The organism is Pseudomonas sp. Marseille-Q7302 (assembly GCF_965111925.1).
This window is the reverse complement of sequence record NZ_CBCOPK010000001.1, coordinates 2119993-2140319: the sequence shown is the minus strand read 5'-3', so window position 1 is coordinate 2140319 and position 20327 is coordinate 2119993. Positions and strand designations below refer to the sequence as shown.

19 protein-coding genes are annotated in these 20327 nt (G+C 65.0%); 13 read left to right on the top strand and 6 right to left on the bottom strand.

Features of this window, described 5'->3' with window-relative positions:
- Positions 1-55: 55 nt before the first annotated feature.
- Together clpP and tig are read right to left on the bottom strand one after the other, a co-directional pair.
- Positions 56-697, bottom strand: coding sequence for an ATP-dependent Clp endopeptidase proteolytic subunit ClpP (clpP, locus tag ACWPW1_RS10065; protein WP_007162222.1), 642 nt, complete (start codon positions 695-697; stop codon positions 56-58).
- A gap of 90 nt (positions 698-787) precedes the next feature.
- The gene (gene tig / locus ACWPW1_RS10060) at positions 788-2098 is read right to left on the bottom strand and encodes a trigger factor (RefSeq protein ID WP_059314550.1); all 1311 of its coding nucleotides are present in this window, start codon (positions 2096-2098) and stop codon (positions 788-790) included.
- Between the two features lie 281 nt (positions 2099-2379).
- On the opposite strand from tig, the gene ACWPW1_RS10055 reads away from it, so the two are divergent.
- On the top strand, positions 2380-3687 hold the full coding sequence (locus ACWPW1_RS10055; protein ID WP_271654621.1) for an Nramp family divalent metal transporter: 1308 nt from the start codon (positions 2380-2382) through the stop codon (positions 3685-3687).
- A gap of 56 nt (positions 3688-3743) precedes the next feature.
- Entirely contained in the window at positions 3744-4694 is a 951-nt protein-coding gene (locus ACWPW1_RS10050; RefSeq protein ID WP_434776383.1) for a 2-hydroxyacid dehydrogenase, read from the top strand.
- A gap of 29 nt (positions 4695-4723) precedes the next feature.
- Here the strand turns inward: ACWPW1_RS10050 and ACWPW1_RS10045 are convergent, their stop codons facing one another.
- Both ACWPW1_RS10045 and ACWPW1_RS10040 read right to left on the bottom strand, forming a co-directional pair.
- Entirely contained in the window at positions 4724-5170 is a 447-nt protein-coding gene (locus tag ACWPW1_RS10045) for a hypothetical protein (protein WP_174523133.1), read from the bottom strand.
- A gap of 98 nt (positions 5171-5268) precedes the next feature.
- Positions 5269-6225, bottom strand: coding sequence for a LysR family transcriptional regulator (locus ACWPW1_RS10040; protein ID WP_271654618.1), 957 nt, complete (start codon positions 6223-6225; stop codon positions 5269-5271).
- A 208-nt stretch (positions 6226-6433) separates the two neighbouring features.
- Here ACWPW1_RS10040 and ACWPW1_RS10035 point away from each other — a divergent pair, with 208 nt between their 5' ends.
- From ACWPW1_RS10035 to ACWPW1_RS10005, 7 genes are all read left to right on the top strand, one after another.
- Entirely contained in the window at positions 6434-8167 is a 1734-nt protein-coding gene (locus ACWPW1_RS10035; protein ID WP_434776382.1) for an AMP-binding protein, read from the top strand.
- Positions 8164-9678, top strand: a complete 1515-nt coding sequence (locus tag ACWPW1_RS10030) for a CoA-acylating methylmalonate-semialdehyde dehydrogenase (RefSeq protein WP_434776381.1) — start codon at positions 8164-8166, stop codon at positions 9676-9678. Before ACWPW1_RS10035 ends, ACWPW1_RS10030 begins: the two co-directional genes overlap by 4 nt.
- A gap of 14 nt (positions 9679-9692) precedes the next feature.
- Entirely contained in the window at positions 9693-10589 is an 897-nt protein-coding gene (gene mmsB, locus ACWPW1_RS10025; RefSeq protein WP_434776380.1) for a 3-hydroxyisobutyrate dehydrogenase, read from the top strand.
- Entirely contained in the window at positions 10586-11638 is a 1053-nt protein-coding gene (locus ACWPW1_RS10020) for an enoyl-CoA hydratase/isomerase family protein (protein WP_454252886.1), read from the top strand. The genes mmsB and ACWPW1_RS10020 overlap by 4 nt, the downstream gene beginning before the upstream one ends.
- An 11-nt stretch (positions 11639-11649) precedes the next feature.
- Positions 11650-12801 (top strand): acyl-CoA dehydrogenase family protein, encoded by a 1152-nt coding sequence (locus ACWPW1_RS10015; protein ID WP_313647962.1) that lies wholly within the window; start codon positions 11650-11652, stop codon positions 12799-12801.
- 136 nt (positions 12802-12937) lie between these two features.
- Positions 12938-13738: a universal stress protein gene (locus ACWPW1_RS10010; protein ID WP_059314540.1), complete on the top strand. Its 801-nt coding sequence runs from the start codon at positions 12938-12940 to the stop codon at positions 13736-13738.
- Between the two features lie 133 nt (positions 13739-13871).
- Complete coding sequence (locus tag ACWPW1_RS10005; RefSeq protein WP_271654611.1) at positions 13872-14423, top strand: ATP-dependent Clp protease proteolytic subunit; 552 nt, start codon at positions 13872-13874, stop codon at positions 14421-14423.
- A 64-nt stretch (positions 14424-14487) separates the two neighbouring features.
- On the opposite strand, the gene ACWPW1_RS10000 is transcribed toward ACWPW1_RS10005, so the two are convergent.
- A complete protein-coding gene (locus ACWPW1_RS10000; RefSeq protein WP_454252885.1) occupies positions 14488-16254 on the bottom strand; it encodes a glycoside hydrolase family 5 protein in 1767 nt (588 codons plus the stop codon).
- Positions 16255-16649: 395 nt separating this feature from the next.
- On the opposite strand from ACWPW1_RS10000, the gene ACWPW1_RS09995 reads away from it, so the two are divergent.
- Together ACWPW1_RS09995 and ACWPW1_RS09990 are read left to right on the top strand one after the other, a co-directional pair.
- Positions 16650-17057, top strand: a complete 408-nt coding sequence (locus ACWPW1_RS09995; RefSeq protein ID WP_059314537.1) for a response regulator — start codon at positions 16650-16652, stop codon at positions 17055-17057.
- 64 nt (positions 17058-17121) lie between these two features.
- Positions 17122-17331, top strand: a complete 210-nt coding sequence (locus ACWPW1_RS09990) for a hypothetical protein (RefSeq protein WP_059314536.1) — start codon at positions 17122-17124, stop codon at positions 17329-17331.
- A 14-nt stretch (positions 17332-17345) separates the two neighbouring features.
- Here ACWPW1_RS09990 and ACWPW1_RS09985 read toward each other — a convergent pair whose 3' ends face one another.
- On the bottom strand, positions 17346-17807 hold the full coding sequence (locus tag ACWPW1_RS09985) for an Lrp/AsnC family transcriptional regulator (protein ID WP_059314535.1): 462 nt from the start codon (positions 17805-17807) through the stop codon (positions 17346-17348).
- 223 nt (positions 17808-18030) lie between these two features.
- Between ACWPW1_RS09985 and ACWPW1_RS09980 the strand changes: the two genes are divergently transcribed.
- Together ACWPW1_RS09980 and ACWPW1_RS09975 are read left to right on the top strand one after the other, a co-directional pair.
- Positions 18031-19263, top strand: coding sequence for a thiamine pyrophosphate-dependent enzyme (locus ACWPW1_RS09980; protein ID WP_434776377.1), 1233 nt, complete (start codon positions 18031-18033; stop codon positions 19261-19263).
- Positions 19264-19267: 4 nt separating this feature from the next.
- Positions 19268-20326: a transketolase C-terminal domain-containing protein gene (locus tag ACWPW1_RS09975; protein ID WP_434776376.1), complete on the top strand. Its 1059-nt coding sequence runs from the start codon at positions 19268-19270 to the stop codon at positions 20324-20326.
- The last annotated feature ends 1 nt before the right edge of the window (position 20327 follow it).

Here is a 20327-nt window from a genome sequence, read left to right as displayed (position 1 = left end):
TTTTCAAGCCTACCCGCCCAAACGACCGGCGTCTGGGCAGGTGGTCGAGGCGGGGTCAGGCGGGGATGTTGCGCTTCTCGAGGACCTTGTCGATCAGACCGTAGGCAACGGCTTCGGGGCCACTCATGAAGTTGTCACGGTCGGTATCGCGGGCGATCACGTCCATGGGCTGACCGGTGTGATGCGCCAGCACCTTGTTCAGACGCTCACGGATGGTCAAAATTTCACGGGCGTGAATCTCGATGTCCGACGCCTGACCCTGGAAGCCGCCCAGGGGCTGGTGAATCATCATCCGCGAGTGCGGCAGGCAGAAGCGCTTCTCGGCGGCGCCGCCTGCCAGCAGCAGGGCACCCATGCTGCAGGCCTGGCCGATGCAGATGGTGGAGACGTCGGGCTTGATGAACTGCATGGTGTCGTAGATCGACATGCCTGCGGTCACCGAGCCACCCGGGCTGTTGATATAGAGGTGGATGTCCTTGTCAGGATTCTCCGCTTCCAGGAACAGCAGCTGGGCGACGACCAGGTTGGCCATGTAGTCCTCGACCTGGCCGACCAGGAAGATGACCCGCTCCTTGAGCAGCCGGGAGTAGATGTCATAGGCGCGCTCGCCACGGGCGGATTGCTCCACCACCATGGGTACCAGACCGCCAGCGGCTTGAATATCGGGCATGGATTGCATGTATGAGTTGCGGGACATGTCCTGCACTAGCTCCCTATCTGGATAACCTGTCAAAAACACATAAGCCAGCACGAGGCTGGCTTAGGTGAACTAGCAACTGGAGGCAGATCAGGCTGCTTGCGGAGCCTCGGTCGGTTTGACCGCGTCCTCGTAGGAGACCTGCTTGTCGGTGACTTTTGCCTGCTTGAGGACAGTATCCACGACTTGTTCTTCCAGTACAACCGAACGCACTTCGTTCAGCTGCTGCTCGTTCTGGTAGTACCACTTCACTACCTGCTCGGGCTCCTGGTAGGCAGCGGCCATCTCCTCGATCAGCTCGCGAACGCGGGCGTCATCGGGCTTGAGTTCGAACTGCTTGACCATCTCGGCGATGATCAGGCCCAGCAGCACGCGGCGCTTGGCCTGCTCGCTGAAGAGTTCGGCCGGCAGCTGGTCGGGCTGGATGTTGCCGCCGAATTGCTGGACGGCCTGCACGCGCAGACGATCCACTTCGTTGCTGATCAGGGCAGCCGGTACGTCGATCTGGTTGGCGGCCAGCAGACCGTCCATGACCTGGTTCTTGACCTTGGTCTTCAGGGCCTGGCGCAGTTCGCGCTCCATGTTCTTGCGCACTTCGGCGCGGAACCCTTCGACGGTGGTCTCTTCCACGCCGAACTGCTTGAAGAAGGCTTCGTTCAGCTCGGGCAGCTCGGGAGCGGCCACTTCCTTGACGGTGACCTTGAACTGGGCAGCTTTGCCGGCCAGGTCCAGGTTCTGGTAGTCCTCGGGGAAGGTCAGGTCGAGCACGCGCTCCTCACCAGCCTTGGCGCCGACCAGACCGTCTTCGAAACCGGGGATCATGCGGCCGGAGCCCAGGACCAGCTTGGTGCCCTCGGCGGAACCACCGGAGAAGGCTTCGCCATCCTGGGTGCCGACGAAGTCGATGGTGACCTGGTCGTCGGTAGCGGCAGCGCGGTCGACGACTTCATAACGGGTGCCCTGCTTGCGCAGCACGTCGAGCATCTTGTCGATGTCGGCGTCTTCGACGCTGGAGTCCTGGCGCTCGATCTCGATGCCGTCCAGACCCTTGACTTCGAATTCGGGGAAGACTTCGAAGGTCGCGACGTATTCCAGATCCTTGCCCTTTTCGAACACCTTGGGTTCGACGGCGGGTGCGCCGGCCGGATTGAGCTTTTGCTCGACGACGGCTTCGTAGAAGGTTTCCTGAATGAGATCACCCAAGGCTTCCTGACGCGCCGAGGCTTCGTAGCGCTGACGGATGACGCTCATGGGTACCTTGCCCGGGCGGAAACCGGGAACCTTGGCGCGTCGGGCAGTCTGCTGCAGACGCTTGTTCACTTCGGTTTCAATACGCTCGGCCGGCACGCCAATGGTCATGCGACGCTCGAGAGCAGAGGTGTTTTCAACGGAAACTTGCATGGATATTCCTCGTGGCACAAGAACAGGCCGGCTTTCCGACCCCCCAGAATCAAGGGCGACCATTCTAGAGACAGTCTCAAGCGAAGTCACCTGGCTTGATCCAGCGGTACGTAAGGCAGTCCACGATCCGGCGACGCCTTACCTGACCAAAGGCAACATTTTGTAGCCCGCCATTAGTTGTACGACATCGTATGTAGTGCTAAACCCTGAAAGGGCAAGCTAACGATAAGGCCTCCCGAGGCCTCATCCAGAACAACAACAATCGTTAGGAGAGTTGCCCCATGGAGCGATCCGGTTCCGTCGATAAATCCGTACCCGTTGCCCAGGAACACAGCTCCGGCCTGCGCCGGATGGCGAAACTGCTCGGCCCCGGCATCATCGCCGTATTGTCCTGGCTGGGCGCTGGCGACCTCATCACCTCCTCGGTGGCGGGGGCGAACTACGGCTACGCCATGATGTGGGTGCTGGCGGTTTCCCTGCTGCTGCGCTTTCTCATCGTCAACATCATCGCGCGCTTCCAGCTGTGCAATAACAAGGGCATGTCGATCCTCGAAGGCTATGCCCAGCTGCACCCGGTGTTCGCCTGGTTCATGCTCGGGTACGCGCTCGTCATGGGGCACCTGACCAACGCCTACATGCTCAAGGGCGCTGGCGAGGCCCTGGCTACCCTCCTCCATGTCGACTATCCGCTGCTCTGCTCGGTGGCGGTGGTGATCGCGGTCTGGCTGCTGGTGGGGCGCAACTTCTATGCCCTGATCGAAGGCGTGATGAAGGTGCTGCTGGCGGTCATGACCCTGGCCTTCATCACCCTGGCGGTGATGTCGGGCCCGGACCTGGGCGGCATCCTGCGCGGCACCATCGGCTTCAGCATTCCACCGGACGAAGGCGTGCATGGGGCTCTGCTGGTGGCCGTGTCGGTCATTGGCGCCGTGGCCGGCTCCATCGCCAACTTCGTGCATCCCTATGTAATGAAGGAAAAGGGCTGGACCGGCCCGGAGCACAAGCGCATCCAGCGCAACGACCTGCTGTTCGCCGTGGTGGTTGGCATCATCATCAACCTGGCCATCTGGGTTGTTGGCGTGGAAATCCTCAGACCCAACGGCCTGCAGGTGAACACCCTGAATGACCTGGGCTCGGCGCTGGAACTGTTCTTCGGCTCGGGCGGCTGGTTGATTTTCTTCACCGGCGTCTTCGCCACCCTGTTCGCCAGCGTGGTGGGCAAGACCACCGCCTTCCCCATGCTGATAACCGACGCCCTGCAACACATCCGTCCGGAGCGCCGCGAGCGCTATGGCAAGACCTTCCACAAGGACCCGCTGCACAAGTGGTTCATGCTCTTCATTCTGGTGACGCCGCTGGTGTGGTCGCTGCCAGGCATGCCCGACTTCGTGACCCTGACCATCGGCGTGAATGCCCTGAACATCGTCGGCCTGCCGGTGATCTCCCTGGGCCTGTTGATCATGTCCAACCAGAAGTCGCTGCTGGGCGATAAATACCGCAACAACTGGTTCGAGAACCTCGCCTTGGGCTTCGCCACCCTGCTGGCGATCTGGGTCGCGATCCAGCTTGGCATCCAGCTGCTGGGCTGAGGCCAATCGATCAGAGGGGCGGGTTCGCCGCCCCTTCTTTTTCAAGGAGACTAGAGATGGCTGAACAGAAAGATCGCCCCGTGCTGCTGCAGGTGGGCCCGTTGCTGCCTGCGCTACAAGACGCCCTGGCTGAACGCCACGAGATACTGCGCCTCTGGGAGGCACCGGATCAGGCCAAGTTGCTAAGCGAGCGGGGCCAGGAGGTTGGCGCCCTGGTGACTTCCGGCGTACACGGTGCGACCCGCGAGTTGATGAGCGCCCTTCCCGGCCTGAAAGCCGTGTTCAGCTTCGGGGTGGGTTATGACAGCATCGACATCGCCGCCGCCCGAGACCTGGGCGTGGTGGTGAGCAACACCCCGGGCGTGCTGGACGATTGCGTAGCCGATACCGCCTTCGCCCTGCTGATCGACGTCGCCCGTGGCATCAGCGCCGCGGATCGTTTCGTGCGCCGAGGCGACTGGCGCTCGGGCAAGTTTCCGCTGACCTCGCGCCTGGCCGGCAAGACCTGTGGCATCGTCGGCCTGGGCAACATCGGCAAGAGCATCGCCCGCCGGGTGCAAGCCTTCGGTATGGACGTGGCCTATCACGGCCGTCATCAACAGACAGATGTGCCCTACCAGTATCATGCCAGTCTCGAAGAACTGGCGAAGGCCGCGGACTTCCTGGTGCTGTCGCTGCCTGGCGGCCCTGCCACCGATGGATTGATCGACGCCGGCATTCTTGCGGCCCTGGGTCCGCGTGGCTATCTGATCAATATCGCCCGGGGCAGTGTGGTCGATGAGCAGGCCCTGGTGGAGGCGTTGCAGTCGGGAGCCCTGGGCGGCGCCGGGCTGGACGTCTTTGCCGACGAGCCCCAAGTCCCCGAGGCCTTGCTGACGCTGGATAACGTGGTACTTACCCCGCACCTAGGCAGTGGCACCCGGGAGACACGCCAGGCCATGGCCGATCTGGTGCTGGCCAATGTGGAGGGCTATTTCACTGACGGGACCCTGGTCACTCCCGTCTGAAAAGCGGCGGCCCGAGCGGCCGCCCTCTCCTACTCGATGGCGGGCAGGGTCTTGCTGCGGATCCGGCGTGCCAGGGAATCGTAGATCTCGCGGCAGCCTTCGTCCCAGAATCGATCGGGATCGTCCTGCGGTTCGAGGGCAACGGAGAATTCCCCATCACGCTCCTTCAACACGAAATGCTCGTTGGTATAGAAGAAGGACAGGCCGATGGCGAAAGTCTGCGGCGTACCGGCCAGGTCATCGACGATCACCGTGAGGTCGTAGCGGGCATAGACCTCCATCTCGCGGACGATGTTGCCATCGACGCGTTTTTCCAGGCCCAGCCCGGCGTCCACCTGATCCGCGGAGTTCAGCCCCAGATAGCGGGTGAAGCAATCCGGCAACTCATGCAGGCGCCGCTCCAGTTCCTGCCAATAGGCTTCCTCACGCTCGGCCGCCTTGCTCAGCGCCTGACTCAATGCCTGATATCGTTCCATTGCCGTTCCCATCTGTTGACTGGAGGCCGTCGACGGACGACCCACAGCTCTGAGACCCCAGTCCCGGTCAGGGGTGCCCAGCCGGTCGGTGACGGACTTCAAGTCTCTGGCCAACCCAGGCGAGGGCTGCGGGTCTCGCCCAGCAGGAAGTCGCGATTGGCATCGGTACAGGCGCGCAAATAGTCGGTGACCAGGGTGATGCGACGCAGGCGGCGTAAATCTTCGCGGTAGTAGAGCCAGAATTGCCGGGTGATCTGGATCTGCTCCGGCAACAGCGCCACCAGTCGCGCATCGGGCTCGGCGACAAAGCAGGGCAGGATCGCCAGGGCGTGGCCGCATAGGGCGGCCTGGTACTGGGCGATCACGCTGGTGCTGCGCAGGCTGCTGCTGGCCTCCGGCAGGATGCGTTCCAGGTAGAGCAGCTCGGGGCTGAAGGCGAGATCGTCGACATAGGTAATGAACCTGTGCCGCCGCAGGTCCGCGAGCTGTGTAATGGGCGGGTGCCTGGCCAGGTAGTCGGCGGTGGCATACAGCCGCAGGCGGTAGTCGCACAGCTTGCGGCAGACATAGGGCCCGCGCTCGGGGCGCTCCAGGGTGATGGCGATGTCGGCCTCGCGACGCGAGAGGTTGACGAAGTGCGGAACCGGGAGCACCTCCAGGGTGATGCCGGGATAGCGATCCTGGAAAAAGCTCAGCTGGGGTGCGACGAAGTAGCTGCCGAAGCCCTCGGTCGCGCCGATGCGCACCTGGCCGGAAGGTGCCAGACGCGTATCCGATATCTGCTCGCAGGCGGTCTGCAGGGTGCTTTCCAGGGTTTCGGCGTGCACCAGCAGGCGCTGGCCTTCCATGGTGAGGCTGAAGCCGGTACTGCGCGATTTCTCGAACAGCAGGGCACCGAGCGCCTTTTCCAGGGCCGAGATACGCCGCGAGACGGTGGTGTAGTCGACCCCCAACCGCCGCGCCGCGGCGCTGGCCTTCTGGGTGCGGGCGACTTCAAGGAAGAATCTGAGATCGTCCCAGTCGAGACGCGCTGCCGGGTTATTGGATTTTTGCATGTCGGTCGGGCGTTTTTGTCGGAAGCCAAGAGACTTTTGCCGGAACTATACTGCTTACCAGGGCGCGTCACGAGTGGTGACGGCGCGACCCGCTGCTAGCCAACAACAATAAAGAGCAGGCATCCATGACCCACGATCACGCCCTGTCCGGGGGCCACGCCGGACTTCGCCACCCTCCCTTGGTCATCGATATCGCGAGGTATCCGTCATGACGACCGGAGATGCCTTTCGTGAGGCCCGCGACTTTCTGCTGCGCCATCGCACCGACTATGCCACTGCCGTCCGGGACTTCCAGTGGCCGCAGCTGGAGCATTTCAACTGGGCGCTGGACCATTTCGATCGCCTGGCCGAAGAGCATTCCGGTCCGGCACTGTGGCGACTCGATGCCGAGGGCCGTGAAGAACGCTACAGCTTCGCCGAGCTGGCCCAGGCCTCGAATCGCACTGCCAACTTCCTGCGCAGCCAGGGCGTTCGTCGTGGCGAACGCATCCTGGTGATGCTGGGCAACGAGGTGGCGCTGTGGGAAACCCTGCTGGGCGCCTTCAAACTGGGGGCAGTGGTGGTACCCGCCACCACCCTGCTCAGTGATGCCGATCTGCAGGATCGGGTCGCGCGGGGGCGCATCGCCCACCTGGTGGTGGGCAGTGCTCATACGGCGCGTTGCGCCAGTCTGGACCCCGGCCTTACCCGCATCTGCGTCGGGACGCCCGTGGCCGGCTGGCAACCCTATGCACCGGCCGCCTGTGCCAGCGACTTCCTGCCGGATGGGCCGACCCGGGCCGAGGATCCGCTGCTGCTCTATTTCACCTCGGGAACCACCTCGCGCCCCAAGCTGGTCCTGCACAGCCATAGCAGCTATCCGGTGGGGCATCTGTCCACTCTCTACTGGATCGGCCTGCAACCGGGCGATGTGCACCTCAACATCTCTTCCCCCGGCTGGGCCAAACATGCCTGGAGCTGCGTCTTCGCGCCCTGGAACGCCGGTGCCTGCGTGTTCATCCATGATGTGCCGCGGTTCAAGCCCCAGGCGCTGCTGGAGGTGCTGGCGCGCTACCCAGTCACCAGCCTCTGCGCGCCGCCGACCGTGTGGCGCATGCTGATCCAGGAGGATCTCACCGCCTATCGCGATCGCCTCAACCTGCGCGAACTCGTTGGCGCCGGCGAGCCGCTCAATCCGGAGATCATCGACAGCCTGCAGGATGCCTGGGGCCTGACCCTGAGAGATGGCTTCGGCCAGTCGGAAACCACGGCGCTGGTCGGCAACACCCCGGGCCAACCGCTCAAGCCCGGTTCCATGGGGCGTCCGCTGCCCGGGTGCCACGTCGAGTTGCTGGATGCCGACGGCCAACCAGGCGATGACGGCGAGGTGGCCCTGTCGCTCCAGCCACGGCCAGCCGGTTTGATGCTGGGCTATGAGGACAGCCCGGAGAAAACCGCCGAGGTGATGCGCGACGGCCACTACCGTACCGGTGATACCGCGGTACGTGATGTCGATGGCTACATCACCTTTGTCGGGCGCGCCGATGACGTCTTCAAGTCGGCGGACTACCGCATCAGCCCCTTCGAACTGGAAAGCGCCCTGATCGAGCACCCTGCGGTGATGGAGGTGGCCGTGGTGCCCAGCCCGGACCCCTTGCGTCTCAATGTGCCCAAGGCCTTCGTCATCCTCGCCGCCGGCCAGCAGCCCTCGGCCGCCCTTGCGCGGGAATTGCTCGGCTTTGCTCGCGACTGCCTGTCGCCCTACAAGCGGGTGCGCCGCCTCCAATTCGTCAGCGAACTGCCCAAGACGCTGTCCGGCAAGATCCGCCGCATCGAGCTGCGCCTGGGCGAGGCACAGCGCCGCGCGGCTGGCGCAGCCGAGCTCCACGACTATGCCGAAGAAGACTTCGCCAACCACCCTGCCCCGGCCTCCGTTGCCACCGCCCAGGAATCCCTGTCATGACCCAGACCGCCATCCAAGACGTGCCGCTGTTGATCGACGGCCAATTCGTCACCTCCACCAGCCGCGAAGGCCGCGAGGTGATCAATCCGGCGACGCAGGAGGTGCTGGCGCGGGTGCCCTTCGCCACCGCCGAGGAAGTGCAACGCGCCGTGGCCAGTGCCAAGGCGTCCTTCGCCACCTGGCGCAAGACGCCCATCGGCGCGCGAGCACGCATCTTCCTGCGCTACCAGCAGCTGATCCGTGAGCACATGAGCGAACTGGCCGCCCTGCTCACCGCCGAGCAGGGCAAGACCCTGGCCGACGCCGAGGGCGACGTCTTTCGCGGCCTTGAGGTGGTGGAGCACGCGGCCGCCATCGGCAACCTGCAACTGGGCGAATTGGCCAATAACGTCGCCAGCGGGGTGGATACCTATACGCTGCTGCAACCCCTGGGCGTCTGCGCCGGCATCACCCCCTTCAACTTCCCGGCGATGATTCCGCTGTGGATGTTCCCCATGGCCATCGCCTGCGGCAACACCTTCGTCCTCAAGCCCTCGGAGCAGGATCCGCTGGTGACCATGCGCCTGGCCGAGCTGGCGCTGGAAGCCGGGGTGCCGCCCGGGGTGCTCAACGTGGTCCATGGCGGACCGGCGGTGGTGGATGCCCTCTGCGATCATCCGGACATCAAGGCGCTGTCCTTCGTCGGTTCGACCCGCGTCGGCACCCATGTCTATCGCCGCGCCAGCGAGGCTGGCAAGCGCGTGCAATGCATGATGGGCGCCAAGAACCATGCGGTGGTGATGCCCGACGCGCCCCGCGAACAGACCCTGGCCAACCTGGTGGGCGCCGCCTTCGGTGCGGCCGGTCAGCGTTGCATGGCGGTTTCCGTGGTGGTGCTGGTGGGCGAAGCCAACAGCTGGGTGCCGGATCTGGTGGCCAAGGCGCGCAGCCTCAAGGTGGGTGCGGGTCACGAGAATGGCACCGACGTCGGCCCACTGATCTCCTGCCAGGCATTGGACCGGGTCAGCGGCCTGATCGAGCGTGGCGTGAGCGAGGGCGCGACCCTGGAGCTGGATGGCCGCAACATCCAGGTGGACCGTTACGAAAAGGGCAACTTCGTCGGTCCAACCCTGTTCTCCGGGGTGACCACGGAGATGACCCTGTATCGCGAAGAGCTGTTCGGCCCGGTGCTCTGCGTGATGCACGCCGCCACCCTCGACGAAGCCATCGCCCTGATCAACGCCAATCCCAACGGCAACGGCGTCGCCCTCTTCACCCGCTCCGGCGCCGCGGCCCGTCGCTTCCAGGAAGACATCGATGTCGGCCAGGTCGGCATCAACGTGCCCATCCCGGTGCCGGTGCCACTGTTTTCCTTCAGCGGTTCGCGCGCCTCCAAGCTCGGCGACCTCGGTCCCTATGGCAAGCAGGCGGTGCTTTTCTATACCCAGACCAAGACCATCACCACACGCTGGCCCGACGAGCAGGATGTCGGCAGCGCCGGTGTCGTCAACACCACCATCACCCTCAAGTAGCGGGAGACGCCAGCATGCATCTGGGATTTCTGGGACTGGGCAACATGGGCGCGCCCATGGCCCGCAACCTGCTCAAGGCCGGCCATCAGCTGACCGTCTATGACCTCTCCGCCGCGGCGCTCGAAGCGTTGCGGAACGAGGGTGCCGAAATCGCTGCCTCTCCTGTCGCCGTGGCGCAGAGCGGCGCCGAGGTGATCATCACCATGCTGCCTGCCGCGGCCCACGTGAAAACGGTCTATCTCGGCGAGGAGGGCCTGCTCGCCCACGCGACACCGGGTACCCTGCTGATCGATTCCTCCACCATCGATCCGCTCAGCGCCCGGGCGGTGGCCACGGCCGCTGCCGAACGCGGGCTGGAGCTGCTGGACGCCCCGGTCTCCGGGGGTACCGGCGGTGCCGCGGCGGGCACCCTGACCTTCATGGTCGGGGGCAGCGAGGCCGGCTTCCAGCGCGCCCAGCCGCTGCTGGCCGCCATGGGCCGCAACCTGGTGCACTGCGGCGCCTCCGGCAACGGCCAGGTAGCCAAGGTGGCCAACAACCTGCTGCTCGGCATCTCCATGATCGGCGCGGCCGAGGCCATGGCCCTGGGCACGCGCCTGGGCATGGACGCCAAGACCCTGGCCGGGGTGATCAATACCAGTAGTGGCCGCTGCTGGAGCTCGGAGGTGAACAATCCCTATCCGGACGTTCTGCCCCAGGCGCCGGCCTCGCGCGGCTACCAGGGTGGCTTCGCCGCCGACCTGATGCTCAAGGATTTGGGCCTGGCCACCGAGGCCGCCCGCGCCGTGCGCCAGCCGGTGATCCTCGGCGCGGTGGCTCAGCAGCTCTATCAACGGTTCAGCCGCGCCGGTGGCGGCGGCCTGGATTTCTCGGCCATCATCCAGGACTACCTGGACGAGGACGGTGCATGAGCGACGCCAAGGTACTGTTGGAAAGACGCGGCGGGGTCGGCTACCTGACCCTCGATCGCCCGGCCGGGCTCAATGCCCTGGACCTGGAGATGGTGCGCAGCCTGCACGGCGCGCTGCGCGACTGGGAAGGTGACCCCGGGGTGCGGGTCGTGGTGCTGCGTGGCAACGGGCCCAAGGCCTTCTGCGCCGGCGGCGATGTCCGCGCGCTGTACGACAGCTACCAGCGTGGCGACGACCTGCACCAGATTTTCTTCACCGAGGAATACGCCCTAGACCTGGCCTTGCACCGCTATCCCAAGCCGGTGCTGGCACTGGCCAATGGCCTGGTGCTGGGCGGCGGCATGGGCCTGGTGCAGGCCGCCCGACTACGCATCGTCAGCGAACGTACGCGGATGGCCATGCCGGAGACCGCCATCGGCTATTTTCCCGATGTCGGCGCCAGCCACTTCCTGCCACGCCTGCCGGATCACCTCGGCCTCTACCTGGGCCTGACCGGCGAGCAGATCGGCCCGGCCGATGCCCTGGCCGCGGGGCTCGCCGATGTCTTCGTTCCGGAAGCCAGTAACGAGGCCCTGGCACAGCGCCTGGAAGAGGCCACGGCCCAAGGACCGATAGACCTTGCCGCCCTGCTCCAGGAATTCGCCGGGGCGCCGGCCGAAACCGCCCGCCTGACCGACCTGCGTCCGGCCATCGCCGAGCACTTCGCCGCGGCGACCGTCGAGGAGCTGCGCGGCAGCCTGCAGGCGGAAAGCCGTCCCGCGTATCGCGACTGGGCGCAGGAAACCCTCGCCACCCTGGATAGGCGCTCGCCGCTGGCGGTCGCCACGGCCCTGGAGTTGCTGCGCCAGGGCAGCGGGCTGTCGCTGGAGCAATGCTTCGCCCTGGAGCTGCACCTGGATCGCCGCTGGTTCGAAAAGGGCGAGATCGTCGAAGGGGTGCGCGCCATGCTGGTAGACAAGGACCGCACGCCCCACTGGAATCCGGCCCGCTGGCAGGATCTGGATCCGCGTCGCGTCGCGGCCTTTTTCACCGATTTCCGCCATTCCTGAGGAAGGCCTCCATGCACGATATCGAACTCACCGAAGAACAACGCATGATCCGCGACATGGCGCGCGACTTCGCCCGCCGTGAGGTGGCGCCCCATGCCCGCGCCTGGGAAAAGGCCGAGTGGATCGACGACACCGTGGTCGCCCAGCTGGGCGAGCTCGGCCTACTGGGCATGGTGGTGCCGGAGCAATGGGGTGGCACCTACATGGACTATGTCGCCTATGCCCTGGCCGTCGAGGAGATTTCCGCTGGCGATGGCAGCCTCGGCGCCCTGATGAGCATCCACAGCTCGGTGGGCTGCGGTCCCCTGCTGCGCTACGGCAACGCCGAACAGCAGGATCGCTGGCTGCCCGACCTGGCCGCCGGCAAGGTCATCGGCTGCTTTTGCCTGACCGAACCCCAGGCCGGCTCCGAGGCCCACAACTTGCGTACCCGGGCCGTGCTGGAGGGCGACACCTGGGTGCTGAACGGCAGCAAGCAGTTCGTCAGCAACGGGCGCCGCGCGGGCCTGGCCATCGTCTTCGCGGTGACCGACCCGGACTTGGGCAAGAAGGGCCTGTCGGCCTTCCTGGTGCCTACCGACACCCCCGGCTTTCGTGTCGAGCGCACCGAGCACAAGATGGGCCTGCGCGCCTCCGACACCTGCGCCGTCACCCTGGACAACTGCCGTATTCCGGCGGCCAACCTGCTGGGCGAGCGCGGCAAGGGCCTGGCCATCGCCCTCTCCAACCTGGAAGGCGGACGCATCGGCATCGCCGCCCAGGCCCTGGGGATCGCCCGCGCCGCCTTCGAGGCGGCCCTGGGCTATGCCCGCGAGCGCATCCAGTTCGACAAGGCCATCATCCAGCACCAGAGCATCGCCAACATGCTGGCCGACATGCACACCCGGCTCAACGCCGCGCGCCTGCTGATCCTGCATGCCGCGCGCCTGCGCACGGCCGGTGAGCCCTGCCTCAGCGAAGCCTCCCAGGCCAAGCTGTTCGCCACCGAGACGGGCGAATGGGTGTGCTCCAAGGCCATCCAGATCCATGGCGGCTATGGCTACCTGGAGGACTATCCGGTGGAGCAGTACTACCGCGATATCCGCATCACCCAGATCTACGAAGGCTCCAGTGAAATCCAGCGCTTGCTGATCACCCGGGAACTCGATCGCTACGAAATGTGAGGGCGTCCGGGATGACGGCCGTGACCTGCCCAGCAAAAGCCGAAGATGACACCCAAGCGTCATCAGCAGGCGCTGGGCGGGTGCTACGCTCCGGACTGGGATCGTGTCTGGTCCCGTCTCCCCAAGGAATACCGCTATGGCCTCCCTGCTCGCCTGCATCGATGGTTCTCCCCACGCCGAAAGCGTCTGCGACCACACCGCCTGGTTGTCGCGACGGCTGGATGCACCCGTCACTCTGCTCCATGTGCAGGAATCCGCTAATAGTGGCAAGAAGGTCGCCAACGGTACGCCGGTCTATCTCGACGATGACGCTGGTGCCGGGATGGCCAAGGCACTGCTGCTCAATGCCCGCCAGCGGCTGTTGCAGCAGGGCCTGACCTCGGCGCCGCAGATCCTCCGTCGCCCGGAGGGGTTGGTCGATACCCTCAAGACCCTGGAAGCCGACACCCGGCTGCTGGTGATCGGCAAGCGCGGCGAACGCTCCGGGGACAGTGGTATCGGCGGCCAGCTGGAAGCGGTGGTGCGCGCCGTGCATCGGCCGATCCTGGTGTGCTCGGGCCCCTTCAAGCCGCCGCGCCAGTTCACCATCGCCTACGACGGCCGCGAAGCGACCCACCAGGGCATCCTGGCCCTGGCACGCAGTCCGTTGCTGACCGGCATGAGTGGCACCCTGCTGCGGGTCGGCGAAGACGACCCGATCCTGCGCAAGCGCCTGGAAGACCTGGCGCTGCTGCTGCGCAGCGCCGGTTGCCGAGTGGATACCACGGTTGCCCATGGCGACGTGGAACGCATCGTCCCTCGCCATCTCGACGAACGCCGGGCAGACCTGCTCATCATGGGCGCCTTCAGCCATTCCTCGGTATGGCGCTTCCTGCGTGGCAGTCGCACCACCCAGCTGCTGCACAAGACCGAAGTGCCGATGTTGCTGCTGCGCTAGATCACGTCCGTCCCCGCCAGGCGCGCTTCGTCGGCGCGGCGCGGCCAGGGCTCAAGCCGACCCGCACGTCGGCCGAAGCAAGGGACATAGAGCCCTGCCCTCCGTCGGGCTCCCCGGCGCGTCGGTAGGCCCCATGAGCACCCATGTCATCCATTTCACCGGTCCCATCAATTCCGGCAGCTGCGGCCAGCTGATCGCCCAGTGTTCGCAGGCGGTGCAACAGGACGCCTCGCGCATCCTGCTCAAGATCGCCACCATGGGCGGCGACTGCAGCTATGGCTTCACGATGTACAACTTCCTGTTGTCCCTGCCGGTGCCAGTCCATACCCACAACCTGGGTACCGTCGAATCCATGGGCAACATCCTCTTTCTGGCCGGCGAGCACCGCACCGCCAGTCGTCACAGCAAGTTTCTCTACCATTCCTTCTATTGGAACCTGAACAACTCGGTGGACCATGCGCGCATGGCCGAATACGCCATGTGCCTGGACTACGACCTGGACCTCTATGCCCGTATCGTCGCCGAGCGCACCGCCGGTGCGGCGGAGGCCCTCGACATCCACAGCTGCCTGAAGGCCAATGCCCGGTTGCTAAGCCCGGAAGCAGCCCTGACCACGGGGGTGATCCATGCCGTGGATGAATGCCGGGTGCAGCCGGAAGAGGTCACCACCTTCATCCATCTCTGAGCAGGCAATAAAAAAACCCGGTGGCCAACGGCCACCGGGTTTTTTTATTGCCCGATCCTGGAAGTCAGCGGCTGAAGGACACCAGGGTATTGGGGTAGCCGACGCTGGCATCCAAGCGGCTGGCATCAAGGAAGATGCCCAGATTCTTCGCCCCATCCTGCACATAGCTGATCTTGACGATCTGGCCGTTGGCGAGCCGCACCGAGCCACCCAGCTTGAAAGCCGAGCGATTGGCCGCGGTAGCCGGGATCGAGATGGCGGCGGCACGGCGATAGACGCCCCGGTTCCAGTCGGTGTTGGTGAAGTCGTTGATGGCACTGCTGACGCTGGCGGCGCTGGTCACTCCGGTGGGCGACACGCTCACCGTCTTGGGATAGCCCACGACGTTGCCGTTGAAGGGCGCGCCCTCGGTGAAGACACCCAGGCTGTTACCGGCTTGGACCGAGGAGATCCGGCGCACCTGGCCGTCCGCGGTGGTGAGGTAGGCACCGGCCTTGAAGGCCGCGCGGTTGACCGAGGTACCGGGTACCGAGATAGCGGCCTTTTTGAGGAACACCCCCTTGTGCCAGTCCGGGTTGGTGAAGTCGTTGACCACCGAGGTGACGGTGCCCGCGGTCGCCCCGGTGCTCGGCGGAATCTGGACGCCGGCGTTGCTGCCTGCATTGCCTGCGTTGCCCGCGTTGTTGCTACTACCCGCGTTACCGACGGCGCCGGCATTGCCGCCCGTGGAGCCGCTGTTGCCGGGAGCGGTGCCCCCGGTCGCGGGGCCGGTGCTGCCACCGGCAATCGGACCGATGGCGGTGCAGCTGCTGTCGTCCAGGTACTTGCGCAGGGTCGGCCACTGCGGGCGCTCCTGGCCGTTGATGGGCTCCACCGACATGAAGTAGCTGCCCCAGCCCGGGCCGGCGGCCCAGTAGGAGGCCGGAATGCAGTTCTGCTTGAGATAGGCCAGCATGTTGTCCATCAGCAGGTTCCAGCGCGGATTGTTGTCCGGGACACCGAACTCGCCGATATAGCCACGCTTGCCGTTCTTCTTCAGCCAGTCGACGAAGGGCTTCACACGGGTCACGCCATAGTTGGCATCCAGCTTGTTGACGTCGGTCTTGTCGTAGCTGCCGCCGGCGTTCTCGTCGAAGTAGGAGTGCGCCGAGAAGATGATGTTATTGGACGGGTCCTTCAATCCTAGCAGGGCATCGTTGAACTCGGCCCAGCGGGTCGCGCTCGACCAGCCGTTGCCCTCGACGATGATCGGACGAGTGCTGTCTACGGCACGGACACCATTGATGCCGTACTGGGCCGCGGTCGGCCAGTAGGCCATGGCATCGTGGGGCTCGTTCATGATGTCGTAGGCGTACAGCGCGGACTGACCGCTCCACTGCCGTGCGATGAGCGTCATGATCTCCTGATAGCGGGCATAGGGCACGCTACTGGTCCCTATTACCTGGCCGCGATAACGGGCGTAGTTGTGCAGGTCGAGGATGATCTTGATGCCGTGCTTCTGCGCATAGCCGAAGCTCTGGTTCACCAGGGCGACATAGGCGCTGTCCAGCGGTCCGCCCAGGCGCGGCTGCAGGCGCTCCCAGATGATGGGGAAACGGATCAACTTGACGCCCCGCGCGCTCCATTGCTGGAAGTAGGCCTCTACCGGGAAGATGTAGTTGGTGCCATTGATACCGGGCAGCACCTGGGGCGCAAAGCCCGCACCAGACAGATTCAGACCGACCAGGCTGACAGGCTCGGCCTGGGCTACGGCAGCGGACAGCGCGAGAATGGTAGCGGCCGCAACGAGCGGACGACGGAGGGCGGTAGCAAAGGAGCGGATAGGCGTCATGGGCGAGTACTGCTTTGGGAGGCGTGGCGTCGATATCCTTTGTGTACGAGCAAAGCCTGGTTTAGGTAGGGCCACTGGGACGTGACAAAAAAAGCGCTCTGCGTCCTGCAGTTGCCTTGTCCAATACAAGTCACATGCCACCCAGATGAAACCTTTCAGCCATCCGGCAGTCACGGCGGAAAGCAAGACCCTGAAAGCCTTGCGCTAGAGCCTTTGCGTCAAACGTAACCAAATATGCGCGACTCAGGGTCGCAGGAGCGGATAGCTGCGTTTGGCAGAAGAATTCGCACGCAGAGACAGAAAAATGACGCCAAAATCCTTAGCGAATGGCCAGGGAATTTTCCCAGGTCCTTGCCCTCCAAGGCTCAGCAATGTCTTGTATATAAGGTCCAGTCATGCGCGCAGAACAGCCGGGAACCCCTGTCTTCCAACCCACTCTTCTGGTGGTGGACGACGAGCCACTGGTAGCGGATTTCGTCCGCGAGATCCTCGAGCCCGAAGGCTTTAACGTCATCGCCGCTGACTCCGCCGACACCGCCCTGTCGCTGTTGGAGAAAGAAGACGCCACTATCGACATCTTATTGACGGACATCCGCATGCCCGGTTCGATGGATGGGGCGCAGCTGGCCAACCTAGTGTGCCAGCGGTGGCCAGACATGCCGATTATTGTCATGTCCGGCTACGAAACGCCGTCCACGGCCAGCATCAAGTGCAAGGTCCGCTTCCTGCCGAAACCCTGGTCGATCGGCCAACTGATCGATGCGGTAAACGGCGTGGCCTATTCGGTGACGCCCAGCGCCTGATGGTCGGGAACCTCGGCAGTGTGCGCGATGTCACATTGCCACCTCGGTATTCCGGACAATAACAATGCTCGCCCTTACCCAGCAGTTCGTTTCCCAGCTCCCCAACGTCTCCTGCCTGTTCGGCCCGCTCACGCCGGACGGTGGTTTGCCCGCGCAGCTCTGCAGTCCCTCCGGTCAACGTCGCGTGACGCTGATGTTGGATACCGCCCGCCTTCGGGATTCGAACTACTGTGCCGTTCAGGCGCAGCAGGTTCGTCGCTCGCTGGGTAGCTGAGCGCTACCAACCGCTCACAGGGGTGGCGCCGGTCTGAGCAGGACGGCCTTGAGCGAAAACGCCGAGGTCACGCTGGCGACCCCCGGGATGCAGGTCAGTACCTCCGCCAGGAAGCGCTGGTAGGCCGCCAGGTCCTGCACCACCACCCGCAGCACATAGTCCGCATCCCCGGTCATCTGGAAGCAGCTCATCACCTGGGGTGCCTTGACGATCTCCCCTTCGAAGGCGCGCAGGTAGTCGGTGGACTGCTTTTCCAACCGTACCGACACGAAGACGCTGACACTGCCGGCGAGCCGCGTTTCGTCGAGCTGGGCGTGATACCCCTGGATGTAGCGCTCCTCTTCCAGCCGCTTGACCCGCCGCAGGGTGGGGGTGAGCGACAAGCCGATCTTCTGCGCCAGATCTCGCCAGCTCAGACGGCCATCGGCGGACAGGGCATTGAGGATGCGCAGGTCGATACGGTCCAGACCAGCCATGGTGCAAAACCTCTACTGTTGTTCTTGTAGAGAGTTCAATAGCACCAAACGACCCTGCTGCACACCTCCAAATTGCGGCAAAACGGCTAGCAGAGCCGGCCTATACTCAGGTGACCAATAACAAGAATGCCGAGGCCTCCACCATGTGGCACCCTGCATCGCACCCGGACGGCCAACCCGTCCTGCGACCCGCCCGCACCCTTACCTACCTGAGGGGGCGGCCATGAGCGACTACCCACCCCTGCGCCTGCACGTTCCCGAGCCCAGCGGCCGACCGGGACGCCCTACCGACTTCAGCTATCTGCAGCTCTGCCCCGCCGGTCGCGCGGAAAAGCCGCCCATCGACGTGGCGCCGGTGGATACCCGCGAGCTGGCGACCCAACTGATCCGTATCCTTGATGAGGATGGCCGCGCCGTCGGGCCCTGGGCGACGGAAGAAACGCCCGAAGTGTTGCTGCAAGGCCTGCGCGCCATGCTCAAGACGCGGCTGTTCGATGCCCGGATGCTCAAGGCCCAGCGGCAGAAGAAGCTGTCCTTCTACATGCAGTGCCTGGGCGAGGAAGCCATCGCCGTCGGCCAGACCCTGGCGCTGCGCCCGGACGACATGCATTTTCCCACCTACCGCCAGCAGGGCATCCTCATCGCCCGCGAGGCACCGCTGGACGAGATGATCTGCCAGCTCTTGTCCAACGCTCGTGACCCCCTCAAGGGTCGCCAGCTGCCGGTCATGTACTCCTACCGCGACCTCGGTTTCTTCTCCATCTCCGGCAACCTGGGCACCCAGTACATCCAGGCGGTGGGCTGGGCCATGGCCTCGGCGATCAAGGGCGATACGCGCATCGCCGCCGGCTGGATCGGCGACGGCGCCACCGCCGAAGGAGACTTCCACGCCGCCCTCACCTTCGCCCATGTCTACCGGGCGCCGGTGATCCTCAACGTCGTCAACAACCAGTGGGCCATCTCCACCTTCCAGGCCATCGCTGGCGGCGAGGGCATCACCCTGGCCACCCGTGGCATCGGCTACGGCATCGCCGCGCTGCGAGTGGATGGCAACGACTTCCTCGCCGTGCTGGCCGCCTCGCGCTGGGCCGCCGAGCGCGCCCGGCGCAACCTGGGGCCGACCCTGATCGAATGGGTCACCTACCGCGCCGGTCCCCATTCCACCTCGGACGATCCCGCCAAGTACCGCCCTGCCGATGACTGGGCGCACTTCCCCCTGGGCGACCCCATCGACCGGCTCAAGGCGCACCTGATCGGCCGTGGCCTCTGGTCGGACGAGCAGCACCAGGCGCTGACCGCCGAGCTGGAAGCCGAGGTGGCAACCGCGCAGAAGGCCGCCGAGGCCCATGGCACCTTTGCCAGCGATCTCGCCCCCAGCGCCGCCGACATGTTCGAGGAGGTCTACCAGGACCTGCCGCCGCACCTGCGCCGCCAACGCCAACAGCTCGGGAAGTGACGCCATGACCGTACAACAGGAAACCGACCTGCCGACCCAGGCCGGCAGCCACAGCACCCTTACCATGATCCAGGCCATTCGCTCGGCGATGGACGTGATGCTCGAACGCGACGACAACGTGGTGGTGTTCGGCGAGGACGTCGGCTACTTCGGCGGCGTCTTTCGCTGCACCGAGGGCCTGCAGGCCAAGTACGGCGCCTCGCGGGTGTTCGATGCGCCCATCTCGGAGAACGGCATCGCCGGCGCCGCGGTGGGCATGGGCGCCTATGGCCTGCGGCCGGTGGCGGAAATCCAGTTCGCCGACTATGTCTATCCGGCCATCGACCAGATCGTCTCCGAGGCGGCGCGGCTGCGCTATCGCTCGGTGGGCCAGTTCACCTCACCGCTGGTATTTCGCATGCCCTGCGGCGGCGGCATCTATGGCGGCCAGACCCACAGCCAGAGCCCGGAGGCGATGTTCACCCAGGTCTGCGGCCTGCGCACCGTGATGCCGTCCAATCCCTATGATGCCAAGGGCCTATTGATCGCTTCCATCGAGAGCGACGACCCGGTGATCTTTCTCGAACCCAAGCGCCTCTACAACGGCCCCTTCGACGGCCATCACGACCGTCCGGTGACGCCCTGGTCGGGACACCCGGCCAGCGCCGTGCCGGATGGCTACTACCGGGTCGAGCTGGAACGGGCCGCCGTGGTGCGTCCCGGCAACCAGGTCACGGTGCTGACCTATGGCACCACCGTCTGGGTCGCCCTGGCGGCGGCCGCCGAGACCGGCATCGACGCCGAGGTGATCGACATCCGCAGTCTCTGGCCCCTGGACCTGCAGACCCTCACCGACTCGGTGAACAAGACCGGGCGTTGCGTGGTGGTGCATGAAGCCACCCGTACCTGCGGCTACGGCGCCGAGCTGGTCTCGCTGATGCAGGAGCACTGTTTCCATCGCCTGGAGGCGCCCATCGAGCGGGTCACTGGCTGGGACACCCCCTACCCACACGCCCAGGAATGGGACTACTTCCCGGGTCCGTCCCGGGTCGGCGCCGCGCTCAAGCGTGTGATGGAGGTCTGAG

Coding starts and splice junctions, on each gene's coding strand:
- ACWPW1_RS10050 (WP_434776383.1), top strand. CDS start 3,744: ATGGCTGAACAGAAAGATCGCCCCGTGCTGCTGCAGGTGGGCCCGTTG.
- ACWPW1_RS10005 (WP_271654611.1), top strand. CDS start 13,872: ATGAGCACCCATGTCATCCATTTCACCGGTCCCATCAATTCCGGCAGC.
- ACWPW1_RS10035 (WP_434776382.1), top strand. CDS start 6,434: ATGACGACCGGAGATGCCTTTCGTGAGGCCCGCGACTTTCTGCTGCGC.
- ACWPW1_RS10020 (WP_454252886.1), top strand. CDS start 10,586: ATGAGCGACGCCAAGGTACTGTTGGAAAGACGCGGCGGGGTCGGCTAC.
- clpP (WP_007162222.1), bottom strand. CDS start 697: ATGTCCCGCAACTCATACATGCAATCCATGCCCGATATTCAAGCCGCT.
- ACWPW1_RS09980 (WP_434776377.1), top strand. CDS start 18,031: ATGAGCGACTACCCACCCCTGCGCCTGCACGTTCCCGAGCCCAGCGGC.
- ACWPW1_RS10045 (WP_174523133.1), bottom strand. CDS start 5,170: ATGGAACGATATCAGGCATTGAGTCAGGCGCTGAGCAAGGCGGCCGAG.
- ACWPW1_RS10055 (WP_271654621.1), top strand. CDS start 2,380: ATGGAGCGATCCGGTTCCGTCGATAAATCCGTACCCGTTGCCCAGGAA.
- ACWPW1_RS10000 (WP_454252885.1), bottom strand. CDS start 16,254: ATGACGCCTATCCGCTCCTTTGCTACCGCCCTCCGTCGTCCGCTCGTT.
- ACWPW1_RS10010 (WP_059314540.1), top strand. CDS start 12,938: ATGGCCTCCCTGCTCGCCTGCATCGATGGTTCTCCCCACGCCGAAAGC.
- mmsB (WP_434776380.1), top strand. CDS start 9,693: ATGCATCTGGGATTTCTGGGACTGGGCAACATGGGCGCGCCCATGGCC.
- ACWPW1_RS09995 (WP_059314537.1), top strand. CDS start 16,650: ATGCGCGCAGAACAGCCGGGAACCCCTGTCTTCCAACCCACTCTTCTG.
- tig (WP_059314550.1), bottom strand. CDS start 2,098: ATGCAAGTTTCCGTTGAAAACACCTCTGCTCTCGAGCGTCGCATGACC.
- ACWPW1_RS10040 (WP_271654618.1), bottom strand. CDS start 6,225: ATGCAAAAATCCAATAACCCGGCAGCGCGTCTCGACTGGGACGATCTC.
- ACWPW1_RS10030 (WP_434776381.1), top strand. CDS start 8,164: ATGACCCAGACCGCCATCCAAGACGTGCCGCTGTTGATCGACGGCCAA.
- ACWPW1_RS09985 (WP_059314535.1), bottom strand. CDS start 17,807: ATGGCTGGTCTGGACCGTATCGACCTGCGCATCCTCAATGCCCTGTCC.
- ACWPW1_RS09990 (WP_059314536.1), top strand. CDS start 17,122: ATGCTCGCCCTTACCCAGCAGTTCGTTTCCCAGCTCCCCAACGTCTCC.
- ACWPW1_RS09975 (WP_434776376.1), top strand. CDS start 19,268: ATGACCGTACAACAGGAAACCGACCTGCCGACCCAGGCCGGCAGCCAC.
- ACWPW1_RS10015 (WP_313647962.1), top strand. CDS start 11,650: ATGCACGATATCGAACTCACCGAAGAACAACGCATGATCCGCGACATG.